The sequence below is a fragment of the Companilactobacillus sp. y65-5 genome, from assembly GCF_057541095.1.
Genome location: NZ_BAAJOA010000001.1, coordinates 681,482 through 696,779 on the forward strand (window position 1 = coordinate 681,482; position 15,298 = coordinate 696,779).

Consider the following 15,298-nt stretch of genomic DNA (forward strand, 5'->3'; position numbering starts at 1 on the left):
TTCAGGGAATCATAGTCTCATTTTTTGTAGTTTATATATTTGGTTCCTTCAATTTCTTGAAGGAGAAAGAAATTAAATCATCATTACCAAATGCACCTGCCTTAGTGATTATTCTCAAGCCATCATAATCTCCACCCTTTATCTTCATCATTGGTGTTCCAGTTGCAACTTCAGTAATAATATCAACACTATTTGCTTTAATAACATCAAAAAATCCCTTAGCTGTGTCACCTCCAGTTATGAATAATCCAGATGGTCTAATTTCTTTCATAACTCTTCTACCTAATCCTCCTAAAATTGACTGTACTATTAACCCAATTTCGTCCATGGATAACCCATCAGATTTCAATTTATCTTGAGTATACTTAAGTTCGCTTCTATTGAGCGTTGCAGAAGATGTGATAATAACATCTTGACCATTATTCATAGCATTCACTGCTTCACTAACATAATTATGATATGTTTCATCTTTATATACATCGTATATCGGAATAGAAATCACTTTCACATTATTATCTTTTGCAAATTCAACTTGTTTAGTAGTGACTTCACTAACACTTCCTACTATCGCTAATGATGGTACTACTGGGTTTTCAATACTTAAAATCGCATCCATAATTCCCGAGGAGCCTACCCATAAAACTTTTAAATGAGTCTCCAATACGTTCTTCACAAGTAATTGTAAATCTAAATCAGTCATTGCATCTGCCGAATAGAATTTAGTATTAGGAGTAAAATTTATTTCTTGGTTTCTAATTTCATTCAGATTAATTGACCCTACACTTTCACCAGGAAATGCCTTTTTTAAAATATTAAAAATATTATCATCAGTTAACGGTTTTACTGGATCTTTTGCGAATTGTGTATCTAGACCCTTGACTCCATTTATCGTTAAAACACTATCCTTAATCTGTCTACCAATTGATGGAAGTGAAGGTGCAAATATTAAAATATCACTTTCATACAACTTATTTAGTTCATTTAGCTCATCAGAGATATTCCCTCGAAGAGTAGAATCAACCTTTTTGATTGTATAATCAAACTGTTTCATATTGGTCTGTAAAACAGCTCTCGATACTTTATTTCTAGCATCTCTTGGATCTAAATTTCTAGATTCTGTATCTAACACAAGTGATGAGTAGTTTCCCCCCTCATCATGCAATCTAACTTGTACTGGAATACCACGTTTTGCTAATTGAACACCCGTGTCTGTTGAACCCGTGAAATCATCTGCCATGATTAAATATTTTTTATCCATTTGCAATCACACTCTGTTTCTTCACACCGTCCTTGTCTTTAGAATTAGTTTCATGTTTAACTAGCCATGAAACTAACAATGGACAAAGAATAGCCGTAATAATCACAGAAGCTGCCACTTGCGCCGTAGCAACAGCGGTTGTGTGTGCAAACGAGGGAACGACTGCTGCAATTGCGGCTGGTGTGGCTGCAGCGTTTCCAGCAGTAGTACCAATTGCTGCACCAACTGCAGGATGCTCTGTACGAAGTATATATTTCATAATTAAGTAACCACCAAAGCCAGCTATCACGGTCACCAGAACACCTAAGATAATCCCCGGCAAACCAGCTTTAATTATCTGTGAGAAGTTTAAAGCAGCGCCTAAAGTAAATGCAAAAAATGGAATAGGCATCACAGTACCTGCTTTAAAAAATTCACGAAGATCTGGATCAAGGTTACCCAAAATAAATCCTAGAATAATTGGGACTAATGCCGCAACGAACAACATAACCGGAAGTTTGGCCGTACCAGTTGCTCCAAGAGCTATCATAGTGAAAAATGGTCCATCCATTAAAGTTGTGATTGAAATGGCACCAACATCGCTTGCATCTCCATATTCACCAGCTAATGCACCGTATAATCCACCATTGGCATTAGTCATAGCTGAAATTAGTGCTAATGGTAATATACCTAGAAATGTACCATTACCAAAAAATGAACCAATTATCCATCCAAAGAATAAACCTAACAATAACCTGAAAAATGTTAAAGCGGCACCCCTTATAACTGGTTGTCCAGCTTGTTTAATAGATATTTGAGCGCCATTACATAAACAAAATAATGATAGTAAAGTTAAAGTACCTGTCTTAAAAAGTGCTGTGGTGAATCCACCGATTTCCAACGAATGTGGTAAAAAAGTATTAAAAGTCGTACCAAGCAATAAGGGGACAACCATTAACCCTCCCGGAACTTTATTTATTCCCTTAAGAATTTTCATTATTTGTTCTCCCTTATTTATTAATAGCTAGCTTCGTAGCATAATCTATTGAATTCAAAAGACTAATGTCATTTGCTTTGCCAGTTAAAACTTGATCGAATGCTGTACCATGGTCAACAGAAGTACGAATTATTGGAAGTCCTAAGGTTATATTTACTCCTGAAACATTTCCCCAAGTCTTTGTTTTTTGATCATATTTGAATCCGATTAATTTAATAGGAATGTGCCCTTGGTCGTGGTACATAGCAACAACTATGTCAAACCACCCACCTGCCGCTTTAGGGAAAATTGTATCTGGTGGCACAGGGCCAGTAACATCAATGCCCTCATTTTTTGCAACATTGATAGCAGGGATAATTTCTTTTTCCTCTTCATCACCAAACAAACCATTTTCACTACTGTGCGGATTAAGACCAGCTACCCCAATTCTAGGTTCTGGTATGCCTAATTGTTTCATGGCTTTATTTGCTATTTTAATAACTTCTAAAACTCGCTCCTTCTTTACTAATTCTGTTGCATGTTTCAATGATACGTGTGTGCTAACATGTACAACCCTAAGGTTTTCATGTGCCAACATCATAGTATAATTTTTAGTATTAGTCCTCGTAGCATAGATTTCCGTATGGCCTGCATAATGATGACCCGCTAAATTTATAGCTTCTTTATTCAATGCATTAGTCACAGTAGCGTCTACATCCTTGTTCATAGCCAAATCAATTACCGTTGTGACATACTTATAAGCTGCATTACCAGCCATTTCACTAACTTCTCCGAATTTAAGCTTATCAATATCCACCATATTCATATCCAAAACATCCATTGACCCAAACTCGAATTTGGCATCACTGACATTTTGAATAGGATTCAATTTCAACTCTAAATCTGGTAATTTTTGAATCACATATTGTAAAACTGATATATCGCCGACAATGAACGGGTGACATTTGTTGAAAAGTTCTTCATGTTTGAATGCCTTTAAAGATATTTCTGGTCCTATACTTGCTGGATCTCCCATAGTAATTGCAATAATTGGTAATTTCATTTTCCGGTACCTTGTCTGGTACCCTCACGCCCCTCTCCTTAACTTTCACAACAAGCTTAAAGGGATTGAAAATAAAACGCTATCATAATATGATTTATATTGAAACACTATCAGTAAATATAACAGTAGTTACATTCTAATGAGATCAATTATGTTTCAATATAAAACAAAGAAGGCAAAACATGAAATTTCGTGTATTAGGTATTTACCCTTATTCAGGATTAGAGCAATCAATTAAAAACCAACTATCAAATTTTCCAGAATTGGAAATTGACCACTTTGTAGGAGATTTGAATTATGGTATTGAAATTGCTCAAAAGGAATTACAAGACACTAATTATGATGCAATTATTTCTCGTGGCGGTACAAAAAGAATACTAGAGCAAAAGTTTGATTTGCCAATAATTGATATTGGTGTATCGAAATATGATATATTACAGGCTATTCAGAGTCTCAAACATATAAATAAAATTGCAGTAGTGGGATTCGATTTTTTAAGTGATAATGCTGAACATGTGGTTGAAGATTTTAACAAAGATTTATCCGTGTTTCAGATAAAATCATTGGATGATGCAAAAAAAATCCTCCTTAAATTAAAGGAGGAGGAATACGATGTTGTCATTGGGGACAGAATAACTAGCAGACTGGCAAACGAAATAGGTATAAATTGTATATTAATTTCTTCTGGGGATGAGAGTGTTATATCCGCATTGCAGAACTGCCTAACGGTTCTAAAAAATAAATATTCTGAAAAAGAGTCTAGCAAAATTCTATTGGACTTGTTGAAATACCGTGATGAAAGTCTAATCGTCACGGATAAAAATAATATTATCAACTACACGGCAAACTTAAACTATTCCGACAAACTTTTACCACATATAAAGAAACGTATCCAATATATCGATTGGAACGATAGTAAAACTAGCATTTTCATGAGCCAAAATAAATATTATCAAATGAATAGATTGAAACAATCAACATACATAATTAGAAAATTAAATCATTATCAGCCAAATATGAATAATAACAATTATAAAAATAATTACCCTGAAATATTTAATACCTATTTAAAAAGTAATTTATCACAACAATTCTTGAATGCACTAAATATATACAAAAATAATAACGATATACTTTTTATTGCTGGTGAGAATGGCACTGGTAAAAATCAATTAATTGAAATTGTTTGTTCAAATGAGTACAAACAAATATTACACATGAATTGTGCTGAATTAACAGACGTAACACTAAGCAACTTAGAAAATTCTTTGTCATCTCCATTATTGGATTCTAGAAATGTCATAATATTTGACCATCTTGAAAAGTTAGAAATGAATTTACAAAAGAAATTAATGTATTTTATAAACGAGACATTAATATTCAAAAGAAATAAAATAATCTTCGGTTATGAATTAAACTCAAGAGACGATAATAACTTGACAAAGCTATTGAACAAACAACCTAAATATATCGAACTCAAACCTTTTAATTATTTAAATAGTCAACAATTGTCTTTACTAATCTCACTCCTCATAAATCAACTTAATATTAAATATGGAAGAGAAATTATGGGCGTCACCGACATAACTTTCGATCGTATACTACGCGACCCTTGGGAAAGGAATTATAGACAATTTATAACAGTAATAACAGAAAGTTATAAAGCCACAACATCTTCGTATATCGATTTAAATGGTTTAGGATACGGATTTAACCAAGAAAATAATGAATATAATCTCCAAAACAATACTATTTTGAATCACACACAAAACGATTATTTAAACATTCCTATTAACAATAACTTAGATAAAAGTATTAGCCTAATAATACAAAAAGAACTTGCTATAAATAATTTTAATAAAACAAAAACCGCAAAAGTTCTAGGACTGTCAAGATCCACATTATGGAGATTCTTAAAAAGAATTGAATAAGAAATATATAAAAAACTGATATTGGCGTTAACCAATATCAGAAAGCATAAATCTATATTTCAACTCATATTTTATCTTACTAAAGCCGGTTTCTTTGAATCAAACTTCCAACCGGGAATCAAAAATTGCATAGCTTCCGCATCGTTACGAGCGCCTAATTTCTTTTCAACATACAACTCATTAGCTTTCTTAATAGCATCTAAGTCTATTTCAACTCCAAGCCCTTCATTATCTTTTGGAACTGTCAATTGACCATTTTCAATCTTGTAAGGATTCTTAGTCAAATTTTGACCATCTTGCCAAATCCAGTGAGTATCGATATCAAAGACACGTCCTGGAGCAGCTGCGGCAGCATTCGCAACCATTGCTAGAGAAATATCAAAATGATTATTTGAGTGAACTCCCCAGTTTAAGTTAAACTCATTGCACAATTGAGCTACACGAACTGCACCTTCCATAGTCCAGAAGTGTGGATCAGCCAACGGAATTGATACAGAATTAAGCGCAATGGCGTGTGACATTTGTCTCCAATCAGTATCGACCATATTGGTGGCAGTCGGCATATGTGTGATCTGTTGGAACTCAGAGAGAATTTCTCTACCCGAGAATCCATCTTCTGCACCACATGGGTCCTCAATGTAATGCAAAATATCTTTCATTTCGTCAGCATAATGAAGCGCTTGTTTCAATGTCCAAGCTCCATTAGGATCAAGATCTAGCTTAGCCTCAGGAAAGGCTTCATGCAGTGCCTTCATTGCAGCTACTTCTTCTTCTCCATCAAAGACGCCACCTTTTAGTTTAAATGTTTTAAAACCATACTTATCATAAGCAGCTTGTGCCAATTTGACGATTGAATCTGGGTCCATAGCTGGTTTACGACGTAATTTGCCCCAGTCATCTGAGTTATCATCGTCTTGAATATATGGCAAATCTGTCTTGCTCGTTTCACCTACATAGAACAAATAACCTAAAACCCCGACTTTTTCACGTTGTTGTCCATCACCCAATAATGCAGCCACTGGTACATGAAGATGCTTTCCTAGTAAGTCCAAAAATGCAGTTTCAATGGCTGTAAGAGCATGTACCATAATACGTAAGTCAAATGTTTGATGACCTCTTCCGCCCTTATCCAAATATGAAAATTTATCTTTTATATCAAGTAGAACGGACTTGTACTCACCGATGGACTTACCGATCACTAAACCCTTAGCTTGTTCAAGGGTATCAGTGATTTTTTCTCCACCGGGAACTTCACCGACCCCTACTTGCCCCTCATCGGTTGTTAATACCACGATGTTTCTAGTAAAGTATGGACCATGTGCTCCACTCAGGTTTAATAGCATACTGTCATATCCGGCGACCGGATATACATCCATTTTGACAATTTTTGGAATACTCATAATAAAATCTCCTCTTGTATAAATATATAGTTTAATTTGTGATCATTATATTGTTAATAATTTGCTAGTGTATAATTAATTTATTAAGTGCTTTCATAATTAGGAGTGAATACAGTGGAAATAAATAAGTTAAAGACACTTTTAACTGTCGCAAAGTATGGTAGTTTCAAATCTGCATCTGAAAAATTGTTTTTATCCCCTCGTGCGGTATCAAAACAAATGGATCAAATCGAAAGTGAGTTAGGATTTGAAATATTTGATCGAAAGAAAAACAGTACTGAATTGAACAGCTTTGGTAAGCAATTTATCGTGACTGCACAAGATATAGTTAATAGTTATAACGATGCGCTAACACGTCTTCAAACTGAAAGTAAGATCCCTGAAGATAATTTGCGAATTGGTTTTTCATCCCTAAATCAAGCTACGATTCTTCAAACTGCTATCGCTCCTTTTACTAAAAGACATCCAGATTTAAAACTAGAATTAAAGGAAGAAAGTGGAAAACGCCTGGCATCTTTATTAGAACATGATGCTTTGGACTTTGCAGTGACGCCATTTTACGATCTAAAGATCGGAATAATCTCTTCAGAAGTAATCAACATGATAAAACTAACTGAAGGTGAATTACTAGTCGGAATTAGTCGGAATAATCCACTGAGCCATTTGAAAGAAATAAGTTTAGCTCAACTTAGCAACATGAAAATCCTATATTATAGCTCGTCTGAATCCATTTATTTAAGAGATGTTTTTTTAAATAAATTCCAAGGATTTGTAACTAAGGAACAAATAAGTCGTGTCTCCTCTTTAGAACAACGTGATATGATGGTTGCTGCTAATAATGGTATTGGTTTCTATCCCAGTCCATTGGTTGAAAAAGAGAAAATACTAGATCCAATGATAAACTTCCTAAGAATCAAAGACGACGTGAACAAGTATTACGCTTCGGTATTCATATATAACGCTAATAATAAAAAACCTATCTTAAAGAAATTGATAACTGAATTAAAAAAGTGAGATCGCGAAGATCTCATTTTTTTATTGAAAAATTACTTCAAAAAATCAGTAGCTTCGAGTACACGTACGCAAGCGTCATGCTTAATATTCTTTTGTGCGACACTTAAATATCCACTTTCTTTATCACGATTGAACAAAATCAAATCATTAGTATTTTGATTTGCACAGAGCAAGAAGTCTTCGTTATAACTCAAACTGAAGTCACGTGGAAATACACCTTCAGTCTTGATTTGCTGAATCTTCTCAAGATGTTTACCATCATCGATAACTTTGTAAACAGTCAGTGAATCGTGACCACGGTTAGAAATGTATAAGAACTTTTCATCAGATGTCAATCTGATAGCAGCTGAACCATTATGTCCAACATAACCTTCAGGAATATTAGAATAATCAGCAATTCTTGAAACAGTTCCTGTTTCAGGATGATATTCAACCACCCCAACGCGGCTTGCAAGTTCACCAAGAACATAAACATAATTGTGTTTCTTAGAGAATGCCAACTGACGAGGTCCAAATCCTGGCTTAGCTTCAAACTCTGATACTAGCGTTAATTCCGCATTATCATGATTTACATCATAAACAAATAACTTATCACATCCTAATCCACAGACCATCAATCTGCCATCTGGCAATTCTCTAGCAAAATGAATATGAGCGTGATCTTGTTGAACTTCCGGACCACTGCCTTCGATTTGGTATGTATGGCTCTCGGTAATATTATAATTATCATCCATCTTGTATGAATGAATGGCATTAGTATTGTAATTTGCGGCAAACAAGATCTTATTATCTGTATCGATTGAAATATATGACGGAACAGTATACGGTAATTCATTCCAGAAATAGAGATTCTTTGCAGCGTCATATGCTTCATATGCGCCATGCTTCTTTGGTAGGAAACTAGTAGATATCGTTTCACCCGTCTTAGCGTCGATAATACCCACTCCACCCTGATCATTGTTTTTTGTCAAAACTACGGCAATCTTATGATCTTTTTCAGAGAGATTAATAAAAGCTGGGTTCTGTACCTTAGCTAACAAGCTTATATCAGTTATTTCTTTTTTTTCAGTGTCTAGCGTAGCAACATATATACCTTCTGATTGATTATTTGGTGTGTAATTATCTTCCGTATATCCACCTAAGATAAATTTATCTAACATTTTGGAATCCTCCGTTTTTAAGTTATTTAATTGTGACTTTCTTACATTTTGCAATCGTCTCTGGAGTTAATTCTTGTCCGATACCTGGGCGATCTGGGATGTCGATAAAGCCATTAACTGGTTGATAATCATCATACTTACACGTTGAACGATCTTTAGCATTGATTACACGTTGATATACTTCGTGAATCAAGAAGTTAGGAATTACCGCTTCAACTTGAAGTGCTGCAGCGACGGCAATTGGACCACCACAAACGTGAACTTGAGCATTGATATCATAGGTATAAGCCATATCACAAATCTTCTTAGCTTCTGTGATACCACCAGCTAAGCATAAATCTGGTTGTGCAACTTTAATTGAACGATCTTCGAAGAACTTACGGAATCCAAAACGAGTGAATACACGTTCACCAGCAGCGACTGGAATATTAACATTTTGTGATACTTCCAATGTATCATCGGGATTTAAGGTTTTAACTGGTTCTTCATAATATAGAATGTTCAAGTCTTCGAGCGCTTGTCCAATCTTGATAGCGGAAGTTGTATCGGAATTAGCGTGCATATCGATGATGATATCTAAGTCATCCCCACCGACTTCACGCATTGCCTTTACACGATCATATGCGACTTTAATGATGTGCTGAGATACAGTTCCCTTTGTATTCCATTCACCGCCACCATCAGGCTGATCACTCAACATAATTGGATCAAATTTCAAAGCATCATATCCTTCTGACATAACTTTTTTAGTCACCTCAGCGTAATCTTCAGGTGTGATCAGCTTGAGTTTGTCAATATGTTCACCCCAGTTATATTGCAACTGGCTAGCATATGCTCTCAAATGATCGTTTGTTTTACCACCGAGGATCTCATAAGTAGGAGTGTTGTAATACTTACCTTTAATATCCCAAAGAGCAATATCAATAGCACTGATTGCTGCATTTACAACTACACCACCAGCAATACCCCAATAAGTAGTGTTAAGTAATTTATCCCAAATCTTTTCAATATTAAGTGGATCTTCACCGATGATAACCTCGCTAAAATCTTGAAGCATTCCGAAACCACCACGCCAACCTTTACCGTAGGCTAGACCAGCTTCACCAAATCCAACAATATCTGTATCTGTATTGATTCTAATTACTAATGGACACCAATCTTCTTTTGAACCTTGACCATTTCCACTAAAGCTTGGGTCTGGACTAGGAACTTTCATAATATCAACGCTAACAATTTTCATTACTGATCCTCCGTTCAATTTTTGCTTTCATTTCACATTCGATTATAGTTAAGTATTTCACTAATTCACAGTTCAGACTCATTCCCCTGCTGAACTAATAGTGCACTGTGAGGCTTTTTTTGTTTTGCAAAACGCTTACAAGCGGGCGTATATGCCTACTTATCGCAATTCATATGACATTATTGGTACCTGTGGGGTACATTCAGTAGCTGTAAGTTCGTGAAATCATTAACTATAATGATATGTGAAAACAAATTAATACCACAGTTTTTTTAGGAGGGATTCACAAATGAAGAAAGTTTTATTGAGTGAAAAAATCGACGATAAGGGAATTGAATTACTGAAAGAAAATGGATTCGATGTTCATGTATCTGCTGGTACTGATGTAGAAACCATGAAAAAAGAAATCGCGGATGCATACGCAGTTATCATGCGTTCATCCGAATTACCTGCTGAGGTGATCGATGCTGGTAAGGAACTTAAGATTATTTCCAGAAATGGAACGGGTATTAACAATGTTGACGTAGATGAAGCTACTAAGAAAAATATTCTCGTAGCTAAGGTCAATGGTGCGAACGCCTTTTCCGTAGCTGAATACGTAATTACTACTATGTTAATGCTCAGCAGAAAGGTCATTAAATCTAACAGTTATATTCGTGACAAAAAAGATGAACTTGCACCTGTCGGTTCATTGCCAGGCTTCTCTACCAAATATGAACTCAATGGAAACGAGTTACGAGGCAAAACGCTAGCAATACTTGGTCTAGGAAAGATTGGTCAAGTATTAGTTAAATTAGCGCAAGCCTTTGAAATGAATATTGTTGGATATGATCCATATATCAAAGATTCACCGGTAAAACTTTATGACAAACTAGAAGATATTTATCCGGTAGCTGATTTCCTATCTATCAACATGCCATTAACACCAGAAACCGAAAATATGATTTCAAGCAAACAATTAAAAACTATGAAGAATACAGCTTTCATCATCAATTCGGCTCGTGGTGGAATTATTAATGAACACGACTTAGCAGAAGCTCTAAATGATGATGTCATAGCTGGAGCTGCAATCGACTCATTTAATCCAGAACCACCGGAACCAAATAATCCATTATTCTCAAGCAAAAACACGATTCTTACTACTCACATCGCTGGTACAACTGCCGAGGCTAATCAAGCCCTAGGTGTCGGTGCGGCTCAGGCCATAATTGATTATTCACAAGGTAAAGTTCCTCAGTTCCCAGTTAATAAAGAAATATTAAATTAATAAATTTAATTCAAAAGAGGTTTCCTACTATGAAACACAAAAAATTAATTGCTGGTTTAGTTGGAATTATTCTTGGAGTAATTCTCGTCTTCTTTGTACCTGCTCCGCAAGGTCTCTCACATGCCGGAATGATTGTTTTAGCATCACTAGTTACTGCTAATATTTTTTGGATTTTCAATGTAATACCAAGTTTTGCAACTGGATTATTAATGTTATCTTCATGGGTCGTTCTTGGAGCTGTAAAATTTGAAGATTCATTCGCAATTTTCTCAACTACCACAATGTGGATCATCATCGGTGGTTTGGGCTTAGGTGCTGCTGCTACCAAGACAGGATTGATCAAAAGAATCGCTCTCAAGATCATGACTTTCTTCCCAGCAAATTTTAAAGGTCAAACTTTAGCACTATTCACAGCCGGAACTATTATTGCACCTATGATTCCTAGTGCTCATCCAAAGGCTGCTATGAGTACACCTATTGCAAAGGGAATTAGTAATGCTCTCGGCTATAAAGAATTTGACAAAGGTAGTTCAGGACTATTCTTAGCCGCTATGTGGGGATTCTTTGTTACTGAAGCCAGTTTTTTAAGTGCCACAGCTCAGAACTACGCCTTTAAAGGCTTGATACCAGCTAGTGCGCAAGCAAAATTAAATTGGGGAAACTGGTTCGTCATGATGATTCCTTGGACTATCATCATCTTGGTCGGTGGTTACTTCCTACTCACATTCTTATTCAAACCAAAAGATGACAAAACCGTTTCAAAACAATTTATTTCTGAACAACTTGATGAATTAGGACCTATGTCACGTGAAGAGAAAATAACTGCTGCTGTAATTATTGTAGCTATTGTCTTCTGGATTCTTGAATCTACTGTAAATATTCCTGCAGCTGTAACTGCAATCATCGGTGTCAGTGTTCTTGTAGCATGTAAAGTCCTTACACCAGACGATTTTCGTACTCGTCTAAGTTGGAATACTATCATCTTTATTGGTACCGTTATGGCATTAGGTAATGTTATGCAGTCTGCTGGACTAACAACATGGCTACGTAAAGTTCTTCAACCAGTTATCAGTCCTATCATTGGCAATATCTATATCACAGTTATTGCACTACCTATTATTATTTACCTATGCAAGTTCGTCGTCGTATCACTTATTTCTGCTGGTACCTTGATCACAATTGGTCTATTGCCTTTCTTCACCCAAATGAGCTTTAGTCCTGCAATCATAGCGATCATTGTTACTACTAGTGTTAACGTTTGGTTGCTATCTTATATGAATGCCCCATTTCTAACTGGTGGAGCTGCCGTTCACGATAGCATGGTCTCACGAGGAGCGATGGCTAAATCTTCGCTTGGATACATGTTATTAAACATCATTGGCTTATTAGTCTGTGTTCCTCTATGGCAATTGATGGGATTGGCATAGTGATTCATCAGTTCTCTTGTGCCAATTAAAATAAGGGACTGCAGTATAAAAGCATATGCTTTCATATTACAGTCCCTTATAATTTAAAATCTTATGTGAAAAAAATCACTATAAATCAAAAGGAGGAACATCATGTCAATCATTGTTATGATTCTTGGAGTAGCTATACTATTCTTTTTGATTATAAAATTAAAACTCAACACTTTCATATCACTACTGATCGTCTCTATCATTGTTGGCTTGTTGTTAGGTATTCCATATACTAAGCTACCTGCAACTATTGAGGAAGGAATTGGTAGTCAAGTCGGACATTTAGCAATTATCTTCGGTTTAGGTTCAATGCTTGGAATGTTGATCTCTGATTCAGGAGCTGGCTTCTCGATTGCTAATACTTTTACCAAAAAGTTTGGGCGTAAGTATATTGAATGGGCAGTCGTTTTAACATCATTCATTATCGGTCTAGCAATGTTCTTTGAAGTTGGTTTGGTCATTTTACTGCCAATTATATTTGTCATCGCTGAAGAATTAGATATGGCTTTCTTATTCTTAGCACTACCCATGGCGGTATCTTTGAATGTAGCACACGCTTTTTTGCCACCACATCCCGCTCCAACCGCAGTTTCAGAAATATTGAATGCACCGATAGGTCACGTTATTTTGCTAGGACTTTTAGCAACTATTCCTGTAATCATCATCATGGGGCCTATGTATAATCATTTATTACACAGAATAAATCCCAAAGTATATCGTAAACATGTAAAAATCGAAGTTTTGGGTAATCTAAAAGATGCTCACAAGGACATCAAGGATATTCCTTCGTTTTCCACTAGTATAATTACTGCCACAATGCCATTAACTTTGATCATAGTCGCAACAGTCTTTAAATATTTGTTACCAGCAAAAAATACAATAAACCAAATTATTCAATTTGTTGGTAATGCTGACATGGCAATGATCATATCCTTGTTAATTGCCGTTTACACTCTAGGTATCAGACAAAAAATGCCTATGAAAAAAATTGGAGTATCTATGGAAACTGCCATCAGACAAATATCAATGATGCTCTTGATCATTGGTGGGGCTGGTGCTTTTAAACAAGTATTAATCGATGGAGGCGTAGCCAAGGATGTCTCGACTTTATTTACAAACTACAATTTCCCACCGTTAGTCGCCGCTTGGTTAATCCCAGCCGCATTACACTTTTGTCTAGGATCTACTACGGTTGCAGCCCTCACTGGAGCTGGTTTAGTAGCACCATTATTAGCTACCTCGACCGTCAATCCTGCATTAATGGTATTAGCAGTCGGAGCTGGTTCAGTCTTTGGCGACCACGTGAATGGAGCAGGTTTTTGGATGGTAAAGCAATATCTAGGTCTAACCCTTAAAGAAACACTGACCACTTGGACGACCGCCTCTGTATTGACCTCAGTTGTCGGACTGATCGTAGTATGTCTACTGTCCTTAGTTTTTTAAATATATTTAATAACCTCCTAAAATCCAACCAAACTGGCATCGACCCAAATCGATGCCAGTTTTCTTATAAAAAAGCAATAATAAATAAGCAAACATTTACAATTATAAGTAAAATATTATACATCATTTGATATAATATTTTCATGGGGAAATGAATCAAAAATATCAATTGATAAGGGGTTGAAAATATTATGAAGATTAAGTATGCAATTTGCTCTGCTTTAGTCTTGTTGACTATTTCGGGGTGCTCATCAAATACGAACAAAGAATCTAAATCAACCAATGATAAATCAGAGGTTTCAGTTAAAAAGAACAAGAAGGATACGTCAAAGGACTCAGCTAAGCAGTCTAATTCAGAAACAAAAGCTATAGATATCTCAGGGACATTCTATACGACGTCTGGCGACACTGCGACGATCAACCGTATTAGCGACAACAAATGGCAGATGACTTACCCCACTGCCGAAGGAAATGTAACTGCAACGTTTACAACTAATTGGAAGAGTATCGGAAGTGCCGATCAATCAACTACGGCGATGAAAAAATCCGACGGATCTACGGGATTTGATATCATTGTAAGCTATGTAAGTTCCTCCAATACAAAAATCAAGATGACAGACGGCACTGCTGCTCATGAAATGGTATTTACAAGGCAAAAACCACAAGTGGACTCAACTTATGATGTAGTATTGACAGGTGACTTAACTCCATTTGCTGGACAATTTTCAACTGACGAAATAAATCAAAAGATTGCCGACGAGGGCTTTGTCTTCAATGGATATGGCCCTGAGGATTTCTTTAGTGACAATACTACGGTATTTGAAGCTATCAGACCAGATGGATTCTGGAGTGGTTCAACTCACGCAGTGTATATGGTAAAATCTTCTGACCTACCTAAGAAGGTCAGTGGTTATTATGAAGTGAATGTTTATGCCGCTAATATGATTGCAAATGGTGACGAAAGAACCTTCTGCCTAGTTCCACCTAATGCAAAAGGTCCAGATGGAACTGTAAATTCAGAAAAACGTGTCTTTGAAAAGAATGAAGACGGAACACTCAGACTTTTAGAATACCAAAAAGAAAACTGGTGGAAAGATTATCAATAAAAAG

General features: G+C 35.8%; 12 protein-coding genes. 6 read left to right on the forward strand and 6 right to left on the reverse strand.

Annotated elements, in window-relative coordinates; genetic code table 11:
* Positions 1-31: 31 nt before the first annotated feature.
* Genes AC27FM_RS03430 through pdxA form a run of 3 tightly spaced genes read right to left on the reverse strand, consistent with a single transcriptional unit; the run spans position 32 to position 3,276 of the window.
* Positions 32-1,258 (reverse strand): four-carbon acid sugar kinase family protein, encoded by a 1,227-nt coding sequence (locus AC27FM_RS03430; protein WP_487085947.1) that lies wholly within the window; start codon positions 1,256-1,258, stop codon positions 32-34.
* On the reverse strand, positions 1,251-2,234 hold the full coding sequence (locus tag AC27FM_RS03435; protein ID WP_487085948.1) for a putative sulfate exporter family transporter: 984 nt from the start codon (positions 2,232-2,234) through the stop codon (positions 1,251-1,253). Before AC27FM_RS03435 ends, AC27FM_RS03430 begins: the two co-directional genes overlap by 8 nt.
* A 13-nt stretch (positions 2,235-2,247) precedes the next feature.
* The gene (gene pdxA / locus AC27FM_RS03440) at positions 2,248-3,276 is read right to left on the reverse strand and encodes a 4-hydroxythreonine-4-phosphate dehydrogenase PdxA (protein WP_487085950.1); all 1,029 of its coding nucleotides are present in this window, start codon (positions 3,274-3,276) and stop codon (positions 2,248-2,250) included.
* 182 nt (positions 3,277-3,458) lie between these two features.
* Between pdxA and AC27FM_RS03445 the strand changes: the two genes are divergently transcribed.
* Positions 3,459-5,207, forward strand: coding sequence for a PrpR N-terminal domain-containing protein (locus AC27FM_RS03445; RefSeq protein ID WP_487085952.1), 1,749 nt, complete (start codon positions 3,459-3,461; stop codon positions 5,205-5,207).
* A 71-nt stretch (positions 5,208-5,278) separates the two neighbouring features.
* Here the strand turns inward: AC27FM_RS03445 and AC27FM_RS03450 are convergent, their stop codons facing one another.
* Positions 5,279-6,607, reverse strand: coding sequence for an enolase C-terminal domain-like protein (locus AC27FM_RS03450; protein ID WP_487085954.1), 1,329 nt, complete (start codon positions 6,605-6,607; stop codon positions 5,279-5,281).
* Between the two features lie 114 nt (positions 6,608-6,721).
* On the opposite strand from AC27FM_RS03450, the gene AC27FM_RS03455 reads away from it, so the two are divergent.
* Complete coding sequence (locus AC27FM_RS03455) at positions 6,722-7,621, forward strand: LysR family transcriptional regulator (protein ID WP_487085956.1); 900 nt, start codon at positions 6,722-6,724, stop codon at positions 7,619-7,621.
* 32 nt (positions 7,622-7,653) lie between these two features.
* Here the strand turns inward: AC27FM_RS03455 and AC27FM_RS03460 are convergent, their stop codons facing one another.
* Both AC27FM_RS03460 and AC27FM_RS03465 read right to left on the reverse strand, forming a co-directional pair.
* Positions 7,654-8,781 carry a lactonase family protein gene (locus AC27FM_RS03460; protein ID WP_487085958.1) on the reverse strand — a complete coding sequence of 376 codons (1,128 nt, stop codon included), beginning with the start codon at positions 8,779-8,781 and terminating at the stop codon, positions 7,654-7,656.
* A 22-nt stretch (positions 8,782-8,803) separates the two neighbouring features.
* Positions 8,804-10,021 carry a mandelate racemase/muconate lactonizing enzyme family protein gene (locus AC27FM_RS03465; protein ID WP_487085960.1) on the reverse strand — a complete coding sequence of 406 codons (1,218 nt, stop codon included), beginning with the start codon at positions 10,019-10,021 and terminating at the stop codon, positions 8,804-8,806.
* 289 nt (positions 10,022-10,310) lie between these two features.
* On the opposite strand from AC27FM_RS03465, the gene AC27FM_RS03470 reads away from it, so the two are divergent.
* The 4 genes from AC27FM_RS03470 to AC27FM_RS03485 all read left to right on the forward strand — a co-directional run bounded on the left by AC27FM_RS03470 (position 10,311) and on the right by AC27FM_RS03485 (position 15,294).
* Positions 10,311-11,288, forward strand: a complete 978-nt coding sequence (locus AC27FM_RS03470; protein WP_487085962.1) for a hydroxyacid dehydrogenase — start codon at positions 10,311-10,313, stop codon at positions 11,286-11,288.
* Positions 11,289-11,317: 29 nt separating this feature from the next.
* Complete coding sequence (locus tag AC27FM_RS03475; protein ID WP_487085963.1) at positions 11,318-12,715, forward strand: SLC13 family permease; 1,398 nt, start codon at positions 11,318-11,320, stop codon at positions 12,713-12,715.
* A 132-nt stretch (positions 12,716-12,847) separates the two neighbouring features.
* The gene (locus AC27FM_RS03480) at positions 12,848-14,188 is read left to right on the forward strand and encodes a gluconate:H+ symporter (RefSeq protein ID WP_487085965.1); all 1,341 of its coding nucleotides are present in this window, start codon (positions 12,848-12,850) and stop codon (positions 14,186-14,188) included.
* Positions 14,189-14,379: 191 nt separating this feature from the next.
* Entirely contained in the window at positions 14,380-15,294 is a 915-nt protein-coding gene (locus tag AC27FM_RS03485; RefSeq protein WP_487085967.1) for a hypothetical protein, read from the forward strand.
* Positions 15,295-15,298 lie beyond the last annotated feature (4 nt).